19 protein-coding genes and 4 tRNA genes are annotated in these 17,920 nt (G+C 67.6%); 19 read left to right on the plus strand and 4 right to left on the minus strand.

Going from position 1 to position 17,920, the window contains the following annotated elements:
- Positions 1-65: 65 nt before the first annotated feature.
- Positions 66-710 (plus strand): TRAP transporter small permease, encoded by a 645-nt coding sequence (locus AWR35_RS04365; protein WP_082663906.1) that lies wholly within the window; start codon positions 66-68, stop codon positions 708-710.
- Positions 710-1,993: a TRAP transporter large permease gene (locus tag AWR35_RS04370; protein WP_058574746.1), complete on the plus strand. Its 1,284-nt coding sequence runs from the start codon at positions 710-712 to the stop codon at positions 1,991-1,993. The genes AWR35_RS04365 and AWR35_RS04370 overlap by 1 nt, the downstream gene beginning before the upstream one ends.
- A gap of 31 nt (positions 1,994-2,024) precedes the next feature.
- Here AWR35_RS04370 and murU read toward each other — a convergent pair whose 3' ends face one another.
- On the minus strand, positions 2,025-2,696 hold the full coding sequence (murU, locus tag AWR35_RS04375) for an N-acetylmuramate alpha-1-phosphate uridylyltransferase MurU (protein WP_058574747.1): 672 nt from the start codon (positions 2,694-2,696) through the stop codon (positions 2,025-2,027).
- A gap of 22 nt (positions 2,697-2,718) precedes the next feature.
- Positions 2,719-3,720, minus strand: a complete 1,002-nt coding sequence (locus AWR35_RS04380; RefSeq protein ID WP_058574748.1) for a phosphotransferase — start codon at positions 3,718-3,720, stop codon at positions 2,719-2,721.
- Between the two features lie 160 nt (positions 3,721-3,880).
- Here AWR35_RS04380 and msrP point away from each other — a divergent pair, with 160 nt between their 5' ends.
- From msrP to AWR35_RS04435, 11 genes are all read left to right on the plus strand, one after another.
- The gene (msrP, locus tag AWR35_RS04385) at positions 3,881-4,822 is read left to right on the plus strand and encodes a protein-methionine-sulfoxide reductase catalytic subunit MsrP (RefSeq protein WP_058574749.1); all 942 of its coding nucleotides are present in this window, start codon (positions 3,881-3,883) and stop codon (positions 4,820-4,822) included.
- Positions 4,822-5,433 carry a protein-methionine-sulfoxide reductase heme-binding subunit MsrQ gene (locus tag AWR35_RS04390; RefSeq protein WP_058574750.1) on the plus strand — a complete coding sequence of 204 codons (612 nt, stop codon included), beginning with the start codon at positions 4,822-4,824 and terminating at the stop codon, positions 5,431-5,433. The genes msrP and AWR35_RS04390 overlap by 1 nt, the downstream gene beginning before the upstream one ends.
- Before the next feature lie 76 nt (positions 5,434-5,509).
- The gene (locus AWR35_RS04395; RefSeq protein WP_058574751.1) at positions 5,510-6,637 is read left to right on the plus strand and encodes an FAD-dependent oxidoreductase; all 1,128 of its coding nucleotides are present in this window, start codon (positions 5,510-5,512) and stop codon (positions 6,635-6,637) included.
- Between the two features lie 113 nt (positions 6,638-6,750).
- Positions 6,751-7,305 carry a hypothetical protein gene (locus AWR35_RS04400; protein ID WP_058574752.1) on the plus strand — a complete coding sequence of 185 codons (555 nt, stop codon included), beginning with the start codon at positions 6,751-6,753 and terminating at the stop codon, positions 7,303-7,305.
- Positions 7,302-8,666 (plus strand): UDP-N-acetylmuramate:L-alanyl-gamma-D-glutamyl-meso-diaminopimelate ligase, encoded by a 1,365-nt coding sequence (gene mpl / locus AWR35_RS04405; RefSeq protein ID WP_058574753.1) that lies wholly within the window; start codon positions 7,302-7,304, stop codon positions 8,664-8,666. Before AWR35_RS04400 ends, mpl begins: the two co-directional genes overlap by 4 nt.
- Positions 8,663-9,292 carry a flavin prenyltransferase UbiX gene (locus AWR35_RS04410; RefSeq protein WP_058574754.1) on the plus strand — a complete coding sequence of 210 codons (630 nt, stop codon included), beginning with the start codon at positions 8,663-8,665 and terminating at the stop codon, positions 9,290-9,292. The genes mpl and AWR35_RS04410 overlap by 4 nt, the downstream gene beginning before the upstream one ends.
- The gene (locus tag AWR35_RS04415; protein ID WP_058574755.1) at positions 9,282-9,872 is read left to right on the plus strand and encodes an LON peptidase substrate-binding domain-containing protein; all 591 of its coding nucleotides are present in this window, start codon (positions 9,282-9,284) and stop codon (positions 9,870-9,872) included. Before AWR35_RS04410 ends, AWR35_RS04415 begins: the two co-directional genes overlap by 11 nt.
- Before the next feature lie 78 nt (positions 9,873-9,950).
- Positions 9,951-10,328 carry a thioredoxin gene (trxA, locus tag AWR35_RS04420; RefSeq protein WP_058574756.1) on the plus strand — a complete coding sequence of 126 codons (378 nt, stop codon included), beginning with the start codon at positions 9,951-9,953 and terminating at the stop codon, positions 10,326-10,328.
- A 49-nt stretch (positions 10,329-10,377) separates the two neighbouring features.
- Positions 10,378-11,292 (plus strand): AEC family transporter, encoded by a 915-nt coding sequence (locus AWR35_RS04425; protein WP_058574757.1) that lies wholly within the window; start codon positions 10,378-10,380, stop codon positions 11,290-11,292.
- A gap of 22 nt (positions 11,293-11,314) precedes the next feature.
- The gene (locus tag AWR35_RS04430) at positions 11,315-11,869 is read left to right on the plus strand and encodes a peptidylprolyl isomerase (RefSeq protein WP_058574758.1); all 555 of its coding nucleotides are present in this window, start codon (positions 11,315-11,317) and stop codon (positions 11,867-11,869) included.
- A complete protein-coding gene (locus tag AWR35_RS04435; protein WP_058574759.1) occupies positions 11,869-13,641 on the plus strand; it encodes a PDZ domain-containing protein in 1,773 nt (590 codons plus the stop codon). The genes AWR35_RS04430 and AWR35_RS04435 overlap by 1 nt, the downstream gene beginning before the upstream one ends.
- A 25-nt stretch (positions 13,642-13,666) precedes the next feature.
- Here AWR35_RS04435 and AWR35_RS04440 read toward each other — a convergent pair whose 3' ends face one another.
- Together AWR35_RS04440 and AWR35_RS04445 are read right to left on the minus strand one after the other, a co-directional pair.
- Complete coding sequence (locus tag AWR35_RS04440; RefSeq protein WP_058574760.1) at positions 13,667-14,506, minus strand: flagellar motor protein MotB; 840 nt, start codon at positions 14,504-14,506, stop codon at positions 13,667-13,669.
- Positions 14,507-14,510: 4 nt separating this feature from the next.
- Positions 14,511-15,266 (minus strand): MotA/TolQ/ExbB proton channel family protein, encoded by a 756-nt coding sequence (locus tag AWR35_RS04445; RefSeq protein WP_058574761.1) that lies wholly within the window; start codon positions 15,264-15,266, stop codon positions 14,511-14,513.
- A gap of 181 nt (positions 15,267-15,447) precedes the next feature.
- On the opposite strand from AWR35_RS04445, the gene AWR35_RS04450 reads away from it, so the two are divergent.
- From AWR35_RS04450 to AWR35_RS04475, 6 genes are all read left to right on the plus strand, one after another.
- On the plus strand, positions 15,448-16,251 hold the full coding sequence (locus AWR35_RS04450; protein ID WP_058574762.1) for a biotin--[acetyl-CoA-carboxylase] ligase: 804 nt from the start codon (positions 15,448-15,450) through the stop codon (positions 16,249-16,251).
- Positions 16,252-16,292: 41 nt separating this feature from the next.
- A complete protein-coding gene (locus tag AWR35_RS04455) occupies positions 16,293-17,129 on the plus strand; it encodes a type III pantothenate kinase (RefSeq protein ID WP_058574763.1) in 837 nt (278 codons plus the stop codon).
- A gap of 76 nt (positions 17,130-17,205) precedes the next feature.
- Positions 17,206-17,281 (plus strand) — tRNA-Thr (locus tag AWR35_RS04460).
- A gap of 134 nt (positions 17,282-17,415) precedes the next feature.
- Positions 17,416-17,500 (plus strand) — tRNA-Tyr (locus tag AWR35_RS04465).
- Positions 17,501-17,543: 43 nt separating this feature from the next.
- Positions 17,544-17,617 (plus strand) — tRNA-Gly (locus AWR35_RS04470).
- A gap of 111 nt (positions 17,618-17,728) precedes the next feature.
- A tRNA-Thr gene (locus AWR35_RS04475) sits at positions 17,729-17,804 on the plus strand.
- Positions 17,805-17,920 lie beyond the last annotated feature (116 nt).

The following is a 17,920-nucleotide window of genomic DNA, read 5'->3' on the forward strand; positions in this document are numbered from 1 at the left end:
AACGGAAACAATAAGAACGTCAGCCGGATCGTCCGTGCAAGGTCGGCCCGGCCGGGAGAAATCTAATGTCGCAAGCGCAGGGAAAGCTGTCCCGGTCGTTGCCGGGGCGGATGCTGATCCGCCTGGACTGGCTGATCGGCTGGATCGAGAACATTGTCCTCTCCGGGGCGATTCTGCTGATGGCCGCCCTGAACATCGCCAACGTCCTGGGCGACAACCTCCTCAAGCAAGGGCTGCCGTTCGCCGGCGAGATCAACCAGGCGCTGCTGGTGATGATCACCTTCGTCGGCGTGGCCAAGGCCGCGCGGCACGGGCGCAATATCCGCATGTCGGCCATCTACGACCAGCTCAAGGGGCGCTGGCGCAAGGGCCTGAACATGCTGATCACCACCGGTTCGGCGGTGGTGATGTTCTATCTCGCCTACTACGCGGTGCTCTACGAAGTGCAGGTGCGCTCCATCGGCCAGGCGACGCCGTCGCTCGGCATCCCGCTCTGGACCTTGTATGTGCTGGTGCCGGTCGGCCTGTTCATGGCCGGCCTGCAGTACACGCTGACCACGGTGCGCAACCTCGTCTCCAAGGAGCTGTATCGCTCCTTTCTGGAGAAGGAGGCCTACGAGGACGCCGACCTGTACGCCGAAGAGGAGGGCAAACTCCTCGACGAGGATGACGCCGATAAGACCGGCCAGTCGGACAAGGAGGCCCGCTGATGCTTACCGTGATGTTCGTCCTGATGTTCCTGCTGCTCCTGATGGGCTTCCCCATGATGGTGCCGCTGATCGTCGGGGCATTGGCGCTGCTGCTGGTCTCCTTCCCCGGCGTCGACCCGACCCAGATCGTCCAGCAGATGATCGGCGGGGTGCGCCCGTCGGTGCTGGTCGCCGTGCCGATGTTCATTCTTGCCGCCGACATCATGACCAAGGGGCACACGGCCGACCGCCTGCTGGACCTGGTGCGTGCGTTCATTGGCCACCGTCGCGGTGGCCTGCCGATCACCACGGCGGTGACCTGCACCCTGTTCGGTGCCGTTTCCGGCTCGACCCAGGCTACCGTGGTCGCCATCGGTAGCGCGCTGCGACCGAAGATGCTCAAGGCCGGCTACAAGGACAGCTTCACCTTGGCCCTGCTGGTCAATTCCTCTGACATCGCGCTGCTGATCCCGCCATCGATCGCGGCGATCATCTACGGCGTGGCGGCGAACGTCTCGGTGGGTGAGCTGTTCATCGCCGGTATCGGCCCGGGCGTGGTGATCATGCTGATGTTCTCGCTCTACAGCTGGTTCGTCGCCCGTCGCTGGGGCATCGAGCCGGAGGAGCGGGTCGGCTGGATGGGGCGGCTGCGTGCCTTCCGTGGCGCGGTGCTGCCGATGGGCTTCCCGGTGGTGGTGCTTGGCGGGATCTACTCGGGGCTGTTCAGCCCCACCGAGGCGGCCGCGATGTCGGTGTTCTACGCCTTGATCCTCGAGATGGTGATCTACCGCTCGATCAAGATTTCCGACCTGCCGGGCATCGCCTTGTCGACCGGCCTGATCACCGCGGTGGTCTTTATCCTCGTCGGCGCGGGCCAGGCCTTTTCCTGGGTGATTTCGCTGGCGCAGATCCCCTCCGAGGTGCTCGGCCCGATCCTCGACCAGGTGTCGGCCAATCCGACCATGCTGCTGGTGCTGATCGCCGTGTCGTACTTCGTCGCCTGCATGTTCGTCGACCCGATCGTGGCGATCTTCGTGCTGACGCCGATCTTCATGCCGGCGATCCAGGCCTCGGGGGTCGACCCGGTGCTGGTGGGTACGCTGGTGGTGCTGCAGTCGGCGATCGGCTCGGCCACGCCGCCGTTCGGCTACGATATATTCACCGCCATGGCGGTGTTCCGACGACCGTACATGGACATCGTCAGGGGCACGCCGCCGTTCATCATCATGCTGATCACGATGACGGTGCTGCTGATCTCCTTCCCGCAGATCGCGCTGTTCCTTAGGGACCTGGCCTTCCGCTGACGAGGGACAGGCATCCCGGATCGGGACGTTGTCAGTCGACCTGCATGCGACGCCTGGCCTCGGCCAGGCGTTCTTTCGTTCCCACGTCCAGCCAGTCGCCGTGGTGGTGCTCGCCGGTGACCTGTCCGGCCTCGATCGCCTCGCGCAGCACCGGGCCGAGTGCTTGCCGACCGGGCGGCAGGTCGGCAAACAGTTCCCGCCGGAACAGTCCGATGCCGGCGTACGTCAGCGGATCGTCGCCCTGCGTTTCCAGGCGGTCGCGGCCCAGGACAAAGTCGCCCGACGGGTTGTGCGGCGGGTTGTCGACCAGCAACAGGTGGGCGAGGGAATCGCCCGGCAGGTCGCGGCGCAGGAGGTCGGCATAGTCGACGTCGGTGAGCACGTCGCCATTGATCAGCAGGAAGCGCGAGCCCAGCCGGTCGAGCGCCTGACGGATGCCGCCGGCGGTCTCGAGCGCCTGTTCGGCCCGCTCGCCCTCCTGCGAGTATTCGATCGTCAGCCCCCAGCGCTCGCCGCTACCGAGGTGCCGGCGGATCTGCTCGCCGAGATGGGCGAGGTTGATCACCACCCGGGTAATGCCGGCGGCGGCCAGTCGTTCGAGGTGATGCTCGATCAGCGGCCTGTCGCCGACCTCGATCAACGGCTTCGGCGTGTGATCGGTCAGCGGGCGCAGTCGCTCGCCGCGGCCGGCCGCCAGGATCATCGCGGTGGTCGTCGTGCTTGTGTCAGTCACGTGCGTTCTCCGGTTCCAGGCCGGTGAGCAGCTCGCGCAGCGCGGCGAGTTCCGGTGCGCGGTCGAGCGCCCACTGCAGGTGACGCCAGGTCAGCGGCAGGTCGTCGAGATAGCCGTGCTTGCCGTCGCGTCGGCTCAGGCGGGCGAAAATGCCCAGCACCTTGAGATGGCGCTGCACCGCGACCCAGGCGAAATCCTCGACGAAGGCCTCCCGACTGGCGTCGGTCAGTCCGGCGGCGCGCGCCTGTCCCCAGAATGCGTCGATTTCGCGCTCGACCCACTCGCCCGGCCAGTCGATGTAGCTGTCGCGCAGCAGCGAGACCAGGTCGTAGGCCAGGGGGCCGCTCACGGCATCCTGAAAGTCGATGATCGCCCACTCGCCCGCGTGGTGCATCAGGTTGCGGCTGTGATAGTCACGGTGGACGAATACCGGCGGCATGGCGGCCAGGCGTGCGGCGATCCGGTCGCGCAGGACCTGCCACTCCGCGTGTTGCGTCTTCGACCAGCTCGCCTCCAGATGGCCGGTCCGATACCACTCGTCGAACAGCTGCATCTCGGTGGTCAGTCGGGAGGTATCGAAGGCGGGCAGGCCGTCCGTTTCGACGCGGGCGAGCGAGACCAGTTGGGTGCGGCAGTCGGCGAGAGCGGTCGCCCGCTCGGCCGGCTTGGCCTCTGCCTGCCAGGCAAACAGGGTCTCGCTGCCGAGGTCGTCGAGCAGCAGGAAGCCGCGGTCGAGGTCACGGGCATGGATGTGCGGCACCGGCAGATCGGCGGATTCCAGTCGGGCATGGACATCGAGAAACGGTGCGACCGGCTCCTTCTCCGGCGGCGAGTCCATCACGATGCGGGTTTGCCCGTCCGGGTACGCCGCTCGCCAGTAGCGGCGGTTGCTGGCATCGCTGGAAGCGGCTCGCAGGGTGTCGTAACCGGGCGCGTGCCGGTCGAGAAAGGCGTGGGCCAGCTCGCGGCGCGGGTCGGCAACAGTGTCGGACATCGGGTGGCGGTTCCTGAAAAACGTGAATCGGTCGTGGTCGGGGCGCCCTTCTGCAAGGCGAAACCTTTACGTCGATACTCGGGTCTTACGAAAACGGGTGACGGTCGGGATTCTACCCGTCTGGCCGCGCCCCAGGCATTCAGCATCCCAGAGGCCTGCTATGCGACACCGTATCCGATCTCCGCACGAACCAAGCGAATGCGAGGTCACCGATCCCCGCCTCGCCATGGACCGCAACGCGCGGCGGACGTTCCTGCGCTCGATGGTCGGGGCCGGCGCGGCCCTCGCGCTGCCGGGCTGCGGACGCGCCGAGGAAAGCAAGCCGCTGTCGGCGCAGCTGACCGAGTTCGATGCCATCACCGGCTACAACAACTACTACGAACTCGGCACCGGCAAGACCGATCCACGACGCAACGCCGACGCTCTTGCCGCCCTGATCGACCGCCTTTCGCCATGGGAGTTCGAGGTCGACGGCGAGGTCGCCAGACCGGGGCGCTTTTCCATCGACGACCTGGTCGGTCTTCATGCCCCCGAGGAACGCATCTATCGCATGCGCTGCGTCGAGGGCTGGTCGATGGTGATCCCCTGGGACGGGGTGCCGCTCAAGGCGCTGCTCGATCGCGTCGAGCCGACTTCCGCGGCGCGCTTCGTGCGCTTCGAGACCGTCTACCGCCCGGAAAATCCGCTGCCCGGGCAGAAACGGGCGGTGCTGGAGTGGCCCTATGTCGAGGGACTGCGTCTGGACGAGGCGCGGCATCCGCTCACGCTCCTGGCCACCGGCGTTTACGGCAAGCCGCTGACTCCGCAGAACGGTGCGCCGGTCCGGCTGGTGGTGCCGTGGAAATACGGTTTCAAGGGCGGCAAGTCACTGGTGCGCATCAGCCTGGTGCGCGAGATGCCCGTCTCGACCTGGATGGAGGCCGCACCCCGTGAATACGGTTTTTACGCCAACGTGAACCCCAATGTCGATCATCCGCGCTGGTCGCAGGCCACCGAGCGGCGCATCGGCGAATGGGGGCGGCGCGACACCCTGATGTTCAACGGCTACGCCGATCAGGTCGCGCACCTCTACCAGGGCATGGATCTCGAGAAGAACTTCTGATGGTGCGCCGTCCCTGGCTGGCCAACCGACCCGCCTGGTGGCTGCTCTTCCTGGCGCAGCTCGCACCCCTTGCGTATCTCGCCTGGGCGATACCCACCCACCAGCTCGGCTACGAGCCGGTGGTCGACAGCCTGCGCTTTCTCGGTGATACCGCGCTCTATCTGCTGCTGATCGGGTTGGCCATTACCCCCTTGCAGCGCCTGGTGCCGCGTGCCGGGCTGATCGACTACCGGCGCATGGTGGGGCTGTATGCCTTCTTCTATGCCGCACTGCATTTCCTGCTCTGGCTGGTGATCGACCGTCAGCTGGCGCTGACGGCCATCTGGGAGGACGTGATCGAGCGCGAGCACATCACCTTCGGCGTGATCGCCTTCCTGATGCTCGTGGCGCTGGCGGTCACCTCGACCCGCGGCTGGATGCGTCGGCTGGGCCGGCGCTGGAAGACGCTGCACCGGTTGGTCTACCCCGCCACGGCACTGGTCGTGCTGCACTACTTCCTGTCGGTGAAATTCGATACACGAACACCGATCGTCCTCGGCGTCGTGCTGGTGCTGCTGTTGCTGGCCCGTCCTCTCACTCGGCCCCGGGCGGTACGGCGTCGACGCGATTGAGCATAAGAAAGCCCTTATGCCAAGATAAGGCGCATCACCGAGTCGCATTCGAATTACGTCCTGCGGAGGGCACGGCATGAAGTTGACGGTCATTGGTGCGGGGTTCGGGGCACTGACGGCGATACGGCGCCTGCGGCGGGAGAGCCCGCAGGCGGAAATCACCCTGATCGCGCCCGAGCCCACCTTTCAGTACTACCCCAGCCTGATCTGGGTGCCGGCGGGACTGCGCAGCCGTGAAGACATCCTCCACGACATCCGTCCCCTGCTCGAACGGCTGGACGTGCACTTCCATGCCGGGCGCGTGACGGGGGTCAGTGACGACGGCCGTCGGGTCATTACCGACAACGGCGAGGTCGAGAACGACGGTCTGATCATCGCCAGTGGCGGGCGTTTCCTCAAGAAGCTGCCCGGGATCGAGCACGCGATCACGCTGTGCGAGGGCATCGATGCCGCCGAGCAGATCCGCGACCGGCTGGCCGATATGAAGGGCGGCACGATTGCCATCGGCTTTGGCGGCAATCCCAAGGAGCCGGCCGCGGTGCGCGGCGGTCCGATGTTGGAGCTGCTGTTCGGCATCGATCGGCTCCTGCGCAAGCAGGGGCGCCGTGACCGATTCAAGCTGGTGTTCGTCAATCCCTCGCCGCGGCCGGGCAACCGCCTGGGCGAAAAGGCGGTCGATCGCCTGCTCGACCGCATGGCCAAGTACGACATCGAGGCGCATATCGGCGCCAAGCCCAAGCAGTTCGAGGCCAACCGGGTCATTACCGAGAAAGGCGAGTTCGAGGCCGACCTGATCCTGTTCATGCCCGGCATGACCGGTCCGGCCTGGCTGGAGAACGCCCCGTTTCCCACCTCGCCGGGCGGGATGATCGAGGCCGACGAGCATGCGCGGGTCAAGGGCGTCGAGCGGGTCTACGTCGCCGGTGACTCGGGCAGCTACCCGGCGCCCGACTGGGCGCCGAAGCAGGCGCACATGGCAGACCTGCAGGCGGCAGCGGCGGCGAAGAACCTCGTCGCCGAGATCGACGGCCAGCCGGCCGGGCAGACCTTCAAGTGGGAGCTGGTCTGCGTCATGGACATGCTCGATCGGGCCACGCTGGTGTTCCGCAACGACAAGCGTCAGCTGGTGACTCCACCGTGTCGATTGCTCCACTGGGCCAAGCGCCTGTTCGAGTGGTGGTACCTGCGCGACCTGCGTCGCTGACGGGGTGGCGGATACCGTGGACGCGCAGACGCGGCGACCGGTTATGCGCTAGGCTTGCACCCGTTTGCAGGCCGCGGGACGGCCTGCGGTAATACGCTGCCGGGGACACCGCCTTGTCACTGATTCGCCTGTTCTTCCAGTTGCTCTTCCTGCGCGTCGGCCCGGAGGACATGCCGGCCGGCCAGCAGCCGTTGCTGGTGGCCGTCGCGTTGTATCTCGTCGTCGGCGTGCTGCTCGATATCGCGGTGACCGGCGAAGGCGCCGGTGGCGTGGGCGGCGGACTGCTGCTTCTGGCGGCCGATGCGCTGGTGCTGGCGGGCTATTCCGCGGGTCTCGCCGTGTTGCGCGATCACCGGCCGCGCATCCCGCAGATGCTCACGGCGCTGTTCGGCGCCACTGCGATGCTGGGGCTGGTCGCCTGGCCGCTGGTCGTGATGCAGCCGTCGGCGAGCGAGGTGAGCGACGGGCCGATCGGCTGGTGGTCGCTGGCGATGATCGCCCTGTTCGCGTGGAACCTCGTGGTATTGGGCCAGATCTACCGACGTACCCTGGACTTCGGCGCGGCACTCGGTGTGCTGACTGCCCTGGGCTACTTCATCCTCAGCTCGCTGGTCTACACGGGGCTGGCGATGCAACTGCTTCCCGGCGAGAGCGGACTGCCGACATGACCGATCATTCCCGCAAGCTACACATTCTCGGCATTGCCGGCACCTTCATGGGCTCGCTGGCGCTGCTGGCCCGCGAGATGGGCTACGAGGTCTCCGGGCGGGACCATGCCATCTACCCGCCGATGAGCGACCAGCTCGCCAACGCGGGGATCGCGGTCGAGACCGACATGGATGCGCCGTTGCCGGATGATGCCGAGATCATCGTCGGCAACGTCATGCGCCGCGACATGCCGGTGATCGACCAGATGCTCGAGGGGTTCCACCGTTACCGTTCCGGGCCGCAGTGGCTGGGCGAGGAGGTGTTGCGTGACCGCTTCGTGCTGGCGGTTTCCGGTACCCACGGCAAGACCACCACCACCTCGATGGTGGCGCACATCCTCGAGCGCGTCGGCATGAGCCCGGGATTCCTGATCGGCGGGGTGCCGGGCGGATTCGGCGTCAGCTCCCGCCTGGGCGAGGCACCGTTCTTCGTCATCGAGGCCGACGAGTACGACACCGCCTTTTTCGACAAGCGTTCCAAGTTCCTCCATTACCGGCCGCGCGGGCTGGTGATCAACAATCTCGAGTTCGACCACGCCGATATCTTCGAAAATCTCGCGGCGATCGAGCGGCAGTTCGCGCACCTGCTGCGTCTGGTGCCGGGGCGGGGCAAGGTGATCGCTCCTCTGGGTGAACCGGCGATCGAGCGAGTGCTGGGGCAGGGGGTTTGGTCGCCGGTCGAGCGCTTCGGCGAGCATTGCCAGGCCGAGACCGCCTGGTGCCTGGAGAATGGCGAGGTGGTTTGCGAGGGCGAAGCGCTCGGCCCGATGCCGGCCTCGATCCGCGGCGATCACAATCGTCACAACGCGCTTGCCGCCCTGGCGCTGGCCCGTTTTGCCGGCGTGCCGGCAGCCGAGGCGCTCGCCGCGCTGGCCGACTTCGGCGGTGTGGCGCGGCGCCTCGAGCTCAAGGGCGAGGCCGACGGGGTGCGCGTGATCGACGACTTCGCCCACCACCCGACCGCGATCGCGGCGACACTGGCAGCGGTGCGCGAGCAGATGCCCGCCGGGGCGCGGCTGGTGGCGGTGCTCGATCCGCGCTCGAATTCCATGCGCGCCGGTGTGCATGCCGCCGGGCTGGCCGGCTCGCTCGCGCCGGCCGACCGCGTGTTCCTGCACGCCCCCGAGGGGCTGGGCTTCGACCCGGCCGAGACGCTGGATTCCCTGGGTGACCGATTGACGGTCGAGGGCTCGGTGGATGCCTTGCTCGAGGCGGTGGCCGGTGAGTGTCGATCCGGCGACTGGGTGGTCTCGATGAGCAACGGCGGTTTCGGCGGCTTCCCGGTCCGGCTGGTCGAGATGCTGCGCTCGGAGGCGGCATGAGGCGGGGCGCGGCAACCGAACACGTCGTGCTTGCGATGACCGGCGCCTCGGGGTTGCCGTACGCGCTGCGCCTGCTCGAATGCCTGATCGCGGCCGACTGCCGGGTGAGCCTGATCGCTTCCAAGGCGGCCCACGCCGTGGCCGCGCTCGAACTCGACGACCCGTTCCCCGCCCGCCACGACGCGCTCGCCGCCGAGCTGGGCGGGCGTTTCGGTGCAAGGCCGGAGCAGGTGACCGGCTTTGCCCGCGAGGACTGGACCGCGCCGTTCGCCTCCGGCTCCAACCCGCCCGATGCCATGGTGGTCTGCCCCTGTACCACCGGCACGCTCGGGGCGATTGCCAACGGCCTGTCCGACTCGCTGATCGAGCGCACCGCCGATGTCTGTCTCAAGGAGCGCCGCGATCTGGTGATCGTGCCGCGCGAGGCGCCGCTGACGGCCATCGCGCTCTCGCAGATGACGCGACTGGCCGAGCTCGGCGTGGTGATCCTGCCGCCGGCCCCGGCCTTCTACCACCGACCGCGGACGATCGAGGATCTGATCGACTTCACCGTGGCACGCATCCTCGACCAGATCGGCGTGCCACACCAGTTGCATGCCCGCTGGGGCGACCGGGATGGCGACTGACGAGACGCAGCTGCCGCTGTTTCCCCTGCGGGCGGTGCTGTACCCCGGCGGCGAGTTGCCGCTGCGCATCTTCGAGGCGCGCTACCTTGACCTGGTGCGCGATTGCCTGCGCCACGATCGTCCGTTCGGCGTGGTGCTGATCACCGCCGGGCGCGAGGTGGGCCTGGCGGACGGGCCGCCGCGGGTGGCCGGGATCGGCACGGCGGCGCGCCTGGTCGATGTCAATCTTCTCGCCGGCGGGCTGCTCGGCGTGCGGGCGATGGGCGAGTCACGTTTTCGCGTGCTCTCGCATCAGACCGATGCCAGCGGACTGGTGCAGGCGCGGGTTGAAAACCTCGCCGTCGACCCCAATTCGAATGATCTGATCGCCGCCGAACGGCGCGAGCGACTGCGTGTCGCCCTCAAGCGCCTCGAGCCGTCGCTGCGCCCGGAAGAGCGCGACGATGTGCCGTGGTTGTGCCGCCGGCTTGCCGAGCGCCTGCCGCTGGGACTGCCGGCGCGCCAGTCGCTGCTCGAATGCGACGACGTCGAGGCGATGGTCTCGCAGGTCGAGGGCTGGCTGGCCGGCGCACGACGGTAGCGACAACAAGTTTCGTGGCCCGGTGTCGACCGGGCCGACATGCGGCCGACGCTGTCGGCAAGACCCAAAGGTGTCTATATGACCGTTCATACCGCCACTGCGGACAATCTCGAGGGCCTTCTCAAGGACAACGACATCCTGCTGCTGGATTTCTGGGCGCCGTGGTGCGGCCCCTGCCAGTCCTTCGGCCCGATCTTCGAGCAGGCCGCCGAGGCGAACCCGGACGTCGGCTTTGCCAAGGTGAACACCGAGGAAGAGCAGGCAATCGCCGGTCACTTCCAGATCCGTTCGATCCCGACCCTGATGGTGTTCCGCGAGCAGATCCTGCTGTTCAACCAGGCCGGTGCCCTGCCGCGCAACGCGCTCGACGAGCTGATCACCAAGGTCAAGGATCTCGACATGGACGAGGTGCGTGCCGAGGTCGAGAAGGCCGAAGCGGAGGCCAAGGGCCAGTGATCCGGGGTGCCACTGCGGTGGCGCCACGATTCCGGACGGAGGCCGGCCGATGATCTCGGTCATCCTGCAGATGGCCGGAACCATCGCGCTGGGGCACATCTGGCGCTATCTGCCGCTGGGCGGCTGGACGGCCGACCGGGCGCGCGGGGCGCTGACCTCGTCGGTCTACTACCTGTTCCTGCCGGCGCTGGTGTTTTCGGTGTTGTGGCGGGCGCCGCTCGGGGTCGACACCCTGCGCATCGCCGGCACGGCCGCCGTGGCCGTGCTCAGCTCGATGGCGCTGATGGCGCTGGTCGGGCGCGCGATGCGTCTCGGCCGGCTGCAGTTCGGCGCCTTGCTGCTGGCGGCGAGCTTCCCCAATGCCACCTACATGGGGCTGCCGCTGCTGGGCAGCCTGTTCGGCGATGCCGGCAAGGCGATCGCCATCCAGTACGACCTGTTCGCCTGCACGCCGCTGCTGCTGTCGGTGGGCATCCTGCTCGCCGCCCGTTTCGGCGACAGCGAGGAGGAGGTCCATCCGGTCAAGACGTTGCTCAAGGTGCCGCCGCTATGGGCCGCGGTCGCCGGGGCGGGACTGAATCTCGCTGGCGTGCCGCAGCCGGACTGGGCCGCCGAGTGGCTCGACCGGATCGGCGCGGCGGTGGTGCCGGTGATGCTGGTCGCCCTGGGCATGAGCCTGCGCCTGGAGACCCTCACCGGGCGGAATCTCCTGACGGTAAGCCCGGCGATCGCGATCCAGCTGCTGTGGATGCCGCTGGCCGCGCTGGGCTTCGCGCTGGCGGTCGGCACCCAGGGGCTGCCGCTGACGGCGACGGTGCTCGAGGCGGCCATGCCGGTGATGGTGCTGGGGCTGGTGATCTGCGACCGTTTCGGTCTCGACACCAGCTTGTATGCGACCACCGCGAGCGCCTCGACGTTGCTCGCGCTGCTGACCCTGCCGTTCTGGCACGGGCTGGCGAGTTGAACCTTCGAGAGGACGATGAGAGATGAGTGACACCCAACAGAGCCAGGGCGCAACGATGCCGGTCGAGAAGGACAAGGTGGTGCGTGTCTACCACGTGATGCGCGACGATGACGGGGCGATCCTCGCCGACACCCTCGTCGACGGCTTCGAGTACATCCACGGCCACGGCAACCTGATCCCGGGGCTCGAGGAAGCGCTCGAAGGGCATGCCGAGGGCGACGAGGTCGAGGTGAGCGTCGAGCCCGAGCAGGCCTACGGGCTGCACGACCCCGAGGGCGTGGTCGAGGTGCCGCGCGACCGTATCGAGGGGGAAGCCGAGCTGGAAGCGGGGAACATGGTCGAGGCGCACGGCCCCGAGGGGCGGATCGAGATGCTGATCCTCGAGGTGGGGGAGAAGACCGTCAAGGTGGATCTCAACCACCCGCTGGCCGGGTTCCGTCTGCACTTCACCGCACGGATCGGGCCGGTGCGCGACGCCCACCCGGACGAGGTCAAGCACGGTCGCGTCCACCCGGGCGGCCATCACCTGATGACCAGCGACTCCTCGGTGCCCGACCTGCCGGGCGAGGAGTCCTGATGGTTGCGCCGGAGCCAGTGACCTCGGTCGAGCCGCGCTACCGGCTTGCCTTTGCCGGCCACCGCAGTCGCTACATCGATGTCGAGCTGAGCCTGCCGGCCAGCCCCGAGGGCTACCGGTTGAGCCTGCCGGCGTGGATACCGGGCAGTTACCTGGTGCGTGACTTCGCCCGTCACCTGGTCGGCAAGCGGGCGCACGATGCCCGCGGCGAGGCGGTGGCCATCACGCCGGTCGACCAGCAGACCTGGGATCTGGCCGGCAGCGACCATGAGCTGACGATCCGGTACCGCGTCTACTGCGCGGACTTTTCGGTGCGCAGTGCGCACGCCGACTCCAGCCACGTGTTCTTCAACGGCACCAGTGTGTTCCTGCGTGTTCACGGCGCCGAGCATGCCCGCCACGAGGTGGCGCTGGCGGGCGAGGACCTGCCGACGGACTGGCGCGTGGCCACCACGCTGCCCGACATCGCGGTCGACGAGCGCGGCTTCGGTGAATATGCCGCGACGGACTACGAGGCCCTGATCGATTACCCGGTCGAGATCGCCGATTTCGTCGAACGCCGCTTCACCGCTGGGGGCGTGCTGCACCGGATGGTGTTCACCGGCGCGCTGCCGGAGACCGATTTCGACCGGATCGCCGCGGACGTCACGCAGATATGCGAGACCGAGATCGGCCTGTTCGACGGTGCGCCGTTCGACGAGTACCTGTTCCTGGTCGCCCTCGACGAGTCGGGCTTCGGCGGGCTCGAGCACCACGACTCCACCGCCCTGATCTTCCCGCGTTCGCACCTGCCCTCGGTGACCGCCGGCGGGGTGAGCAAGGAATACCAGCGGTTTCTGAGCCTCTGTGCCCACGAGTACTTCCACAACTGGAACGTCAAGCGCATCCGTCCGGCCGCCTTTGCCGGGCTGCCGCTCGACCGCCCGGCGCACACGCGCCTGTTGTGGGTCTTCGAGGGTTTCACCAGCTATTTCGACGACTGGCTGGTGCGTCACGCCGGCCTGATCGACGAGACGCAATATCTCGCCGCGCTGGAGGAGACCGTCAACCGCGCCATGCGCGGCAAGGGCTGGTCGCGCCAGACGCTCGAGGAATCGAGTTTCTACGCCTGGACGCGTTTCTATCAGCAGGATGCCAACGCGGTGAACGCGATTGTCAGCTACTACACCCGTGGGGCGATCGTGGCGCTGATGCTCGACCTGATGCTGCGTGAGCGTGGCGCGAGCCTGATGGACGTGATGCGTCGTCTCTGGGACGAGCACGGCGAGGAGCCGTTGCCCGAGGGCGAACGCGTCGAGGCGTTGATCGAGGATGCCATGGGCGAGTCGCTGGCCGCTTTCTTCGACCTTGCCCTGCGTTCGACCGAAACGCTCGACGTGGGCAGCCTGTTGGCGCGCTTCGGTGTCTCCATGGTGCCGCGCGCCGAGCAGGGCGGTCCGGATGCCGGGGTGCGTATCGACCCACGCGACGATCGCGCCGCCCGGGTGGTGCTGGTGTTCGAGGATCGGCCTGGCGCGGCGGCGGGCCTGGCCGTGGACGATCGCATCATCGCGATCGACGGCTTTGCCGTCAGCGGCGCCAACTGGGCCGAGCGCATTGCTCGTCACCGCGCCGGCGACCCGTTGCACCTGCATGTCTTCCGCCAGGGGCGGTTGCTGGAAATGACGCTCAGGCTCGCGCCCGAGTGCCTCAATCAGCACCGGCTCGAGCGCGTCGAGGGCGATGCGGGTGTCGAGGCCCGGCGTGCGCAGTGGCTGGCGGTGGCCGACTGACCGACTGCCGCCGATTTCTCGGCGATCAGTCGATCGTCGGGTTGCCGGTGTCGGGCCGGTCGGCATCCGCCCATCTGGGCACCAGCGCGATCTCGACGCGGCGATTCAGGGCCCGGTTGGCGGCGCTGTCGTTGGGTACGATCGGGTTGTTTTCGCCCATGCCGCGTGCCGAGAGCCGCCCGGCGGCGATGCCCTCGCCACGCAGCGACATCAGCACGCTGACTGCCCGCGCCGCGGACAGGTCCCAGTTGGACCGGAAGCGTCCCGACCGGATCGGCACGTCGTCGGTGTAGCCGGTCACCACGATGCGGTCGTCCCCGTTCGTCAGTTCGTCGGCGATCCGGTCGAGCACGGGCTCGAAGGCCCGCTGCATGTCGGCGCTGCCGGAGGGGAACGAGGCGTTCTCCTTGATGCGGATGATCACCGTATCCTCGGTGGTCTCGATTTCGAGATCGCCCGCCTCGATCGCATCCCGCATGCTCGCGCGCAGTTCCTCCGCTCTCTCCTCGAGTTGGGCCCGGCGCAGGTCTTCGAGTGCCTGGGCGCCGTCATTGCTCGTCCGCGCCGTCGGCGGGGCCTCGAGCTCGATCAGCTGGGTCGGCGGAGGCCCCTCGATGATGCTGTCCGGGTCGGCCGCGCCGGGCGCCAGCGGCACGGCCGAATCGGCACCGGCCGGCGGGGCGTCGGTCGGCAGGGCGCCGAAGGAGTCGCGCAGGGTCTCGGCGACCGCCTTGTAGCGCTCGACGTCGATTACCGAGATCGACAGCATCAGGACGAAGAAGGTCAGCAGCAGCGTGACCATGTCGGCATAGGTGGTCAGCCAGCCGCCGCTGCTGCCGATCTTCTGGCGCCGGATGCGCTTCATCGGCTCAGGTCTCCTCCTCACGGTCGCGGCTGGGCAGGAAGGTTTCCAGCAGGCCGCGCAGGATGCGCGGATTGATGCCGTCCTGGATGCCGCGAATGCCTTCGAGGATCAGCCGTTGCTCGCGGGATTCCTGGGTTGCCCGCATGTGCAGCTTGGTCATGATCGGCAGGGCGATCGCCTGCGCGATCAACGCACCGTAGAAGGTGGTCAGGAGGGCGGTGGCCATCGCCGGGCCGATGGTCGAGGGTTCGTCGAGCGAACCCAGCATCTGTACCAGGCCTACCAGCGTGCCGATCATGCCCATGGCCGGGGCGACGTCGTAGATGCTCTTGAACATCTGCACGCCGCCATCGTGGCGCTCCTCGGTCAGTTCGATGTCGCGTTCGAGGGTGCGTTCGATGGTCTCGATCGGCTGACCGTCGACGATCATGCGCACCCCTTTCTCGATGAAGGGGTGGCTGATGTCCTGATCTTCCAGCGCCAGGGCGCCGTCGTGGCGCGCCACCTGCGCCAGCTCCTCGATCTCGTCGATCAGCGCGATCAGGCTGTGCCGCCGCTCGATGAAGGCCTGCTTGATCACGCCGAAGGAGTGGACGAACTGGCGGAAGGTGATCATCGCGATCGTGATCGAGAGGGTGCCGCCCACCACGATCAGGGCGCCGGGGATGCTGACGAACCCGAGCGGGTACTGGCCCAGCCCGATAGCGAGGATCACTACGCCCAGGGCCGAGACGATGCCGATAAGGGTTGCTTTGTCCAAGGAGCTCCTCGTGCGTTTTTGCGTCGATCATCCCGATCGGCGGATTCATCTGCTGTCACGTTTTTCACGTGCCCGAGCCAGTATAATCGGGCCCCAGCGGCAAAACTTGAATGCCCTCCGGCCTCCGCCGGGGTGGTTGTCCTCCTTCTCGCACGACTATCGACAGACGGGACCATCGGCCATGCATCGCGAGCCCGCGCTCGATTTTGATTCCCTGGCTGGCCGGCTGCGGTCACTGGCCGACGAGCGCGGCTGGCGGCTGGTGGTCGAGTCGCGAACCACGTCGACCAACGAGTCGGTGCGCGAGGCAATGCGATCGGTCGAGGGCGCGTTGCCCTGCGTGGCCCTGGCCGCGACCCAGACGGCAGGGGTCGGGCGCCGTGGGGCGCGCTGGCTGAGCGGGCCCGGCGACGGCCTGTGGTTCTCGCTCGCGGTACCCGCCGGGGCGTCGCCGGTGACCGCGCCGCCGAGTCTGGCAATGGCCGCGGAGCTGGCCGAACGGCTGCGTCGCGGTGGTGTCCCGGCAGAGGTCAAGTGGCCCAACGACCTGTATCTCGACGGCGGCAAGCTGGGCGGGCTGATGCTTGAGCGTGGGCGCTTCGGTGGCCGGGTCGCCTGGCTGGCCGGGGTCGGCATCAACTGGCGCTTGCCCGACGGGGCCCTGGAGGCGGGTTATCATCCGGCCGCCCTGGATCGGGTTGATGGCGGTGCCTGGCGGGCCGATCCCGTCGGTCTCGCCCTCGACTTGATTGCCACGGCGGTGGAGACGCTCGCCGCCCCCGAGTGCTGGCCGTCGGCGCTCGAGCGCCTGCGTTGTCGCCATTGCTGGTATGGCGTGGCGGTGGAGGTGCTGCCCGAGCGCGGCGAGGGCTATCGCGGCATCGGCGGCGAGATCTGCGCCGACGGCCGCCTCGAGGTGCATCGCGCCGACGGCTGCCGGGTGGCAGTCGGGCCGAACGATCGGGTGCGTGCGGCGTCTGCGTGACGCCGGCGGCCCCCACGAACAACAGAGGAACGCCTGTACCTGTGAACTGCTACATCGATGCGGGCAACAGCCGAATCAAGGGACGCATTGCGCGACGTCCGGAACCGTTCGCCGTGACGTGGCCCGATCCCGACGAGCCGGACGCGGTCGGTGCGCTTGCCACGCGGCTCGAACCCCTGCTGGTTGACGACAAGGGGCGGTCGCCGCGGCAGATCGTGCTCGCCTCCGTGGTCGAGCCGACGCGCCGCGAATGGCTGGAGACCGCGCTGGCCGAGATCTGCCCGGCCGCGAAGCGACGCTGGCTGTCGGTGCCGAAGAAGTGCTGCCATGTGCGCGTGGCCTACCCGGAGCCGGCACGACTGGGCATCGATCGCTTCTGCGCCATGATCGAGGCCCGCACCCGGGTGGAGGAGCGGCCGCTGGCAGTCATCAATGCCGGCACCGCCGTCACGCTCGACGTGCTCGATGCCGACGGACAGCACCGCGGTGGGCTGATCCTGCCGGGGTGGCGCGCGCAGCTGGAGGGGTTGCGTTCGGCCGCGCCCGGCCTGGGCGACGCGATCGAGCCCCTGCTTGCGGGCAAGGCGCCGACCGACGACTCGGGCGACGGGGTGCCCGAGGCCACGCGACAACTGGGCCTGGCGGTCGACACCACCAGCGCGCTGGATGTCGGGCGTCACTGGCTGCTCGCCGCCGGCGTGAACGAGATGCTTGCCGTCTGGCGCGAGTCGCTTGCCGAGCAGGGCGAGCTGGCGGTCGTGATAGCCGGCGGCGATGCCGAGCGGCTCGCGGGCCTGGTCGACCCGGCCTTCGACGTGCGCCCGGAAGGCGATCTGGTGCTCGACGGCATGGTGCGACTGGCAAAGGCGCGTCGCTGACAGAATGGCCACAGGCGCGCATGGCGCGTCGCGGCTTGGCAAACGCCAAGTGATGTGCGTAAAATGCGCGCCCATTGCCGGCTTAGCTCAGTTGGTAGAGCAACCGCCTTGTAAGCGGTAGGTCGTGAGTTCGAGTCCCACAGCCGGCACCACAGGCACAGGCCCGGCGGAAGCGCTTTCCGCCGGAGCCGACCGACAACGCGAGATGCGCCTGATTGCGTTGTCGGTATCGCCCGACCGGGTGTTGACAGCCCGGTCTGTTTTGTGAAGAATGGCGCGCTTCCCGGGTGGGGTACCCAAGCGGTCAACGGGAGCAGACTGTAAATCTGCCGGCTCAGCCTTCGCAGGTTCGAATCCTGCCCCCACCACCAGACAAGACGAATCTCGCTACCGCTTGCGGGGTTCAAACGGTCTGCGGGTGTAGTTCAATGGTAGAACCTCAGCCTTCCAAGCTGATGACGTGGGTTCGATTCCCATCACCCGCTCCAGTCCTGTGATTCGGGCTGTCCGCCCGGGTCCGGAACGGACCGATGCGATCCTGACGGATCGCTTCATTTGAAGAGTTTGCATCGGCGGCTCGGCCGTCGGTTCATAACCATGCTCATGTAGCTCAGTTGGTAGAGCACGTCCTTGGTAAGGACGAGGTCACCGGTTCAAATCCGGTCATGAGCTCCACATTCCATTTGCTTGTCCCGGTTGGCGGAGGATGCGATGTCTAAGGAAAAGTTCGAACGTAGCAAGCCGCACGTAAACGTCGGCACGATCGGTCACGTTGACCACGGCAAGACCAC

Origin of the sequence: Guyparkeria sp. WRN-7 (assembly GCF_001641825.1) — a bacterium.
In the GTDB taxonomy this organism is placed as follows: Bacteria; Pseudomonadota; Gammaproteobacteria; order Halothiobacillales; family Halothiobacillaceae; genus Guyparkeria.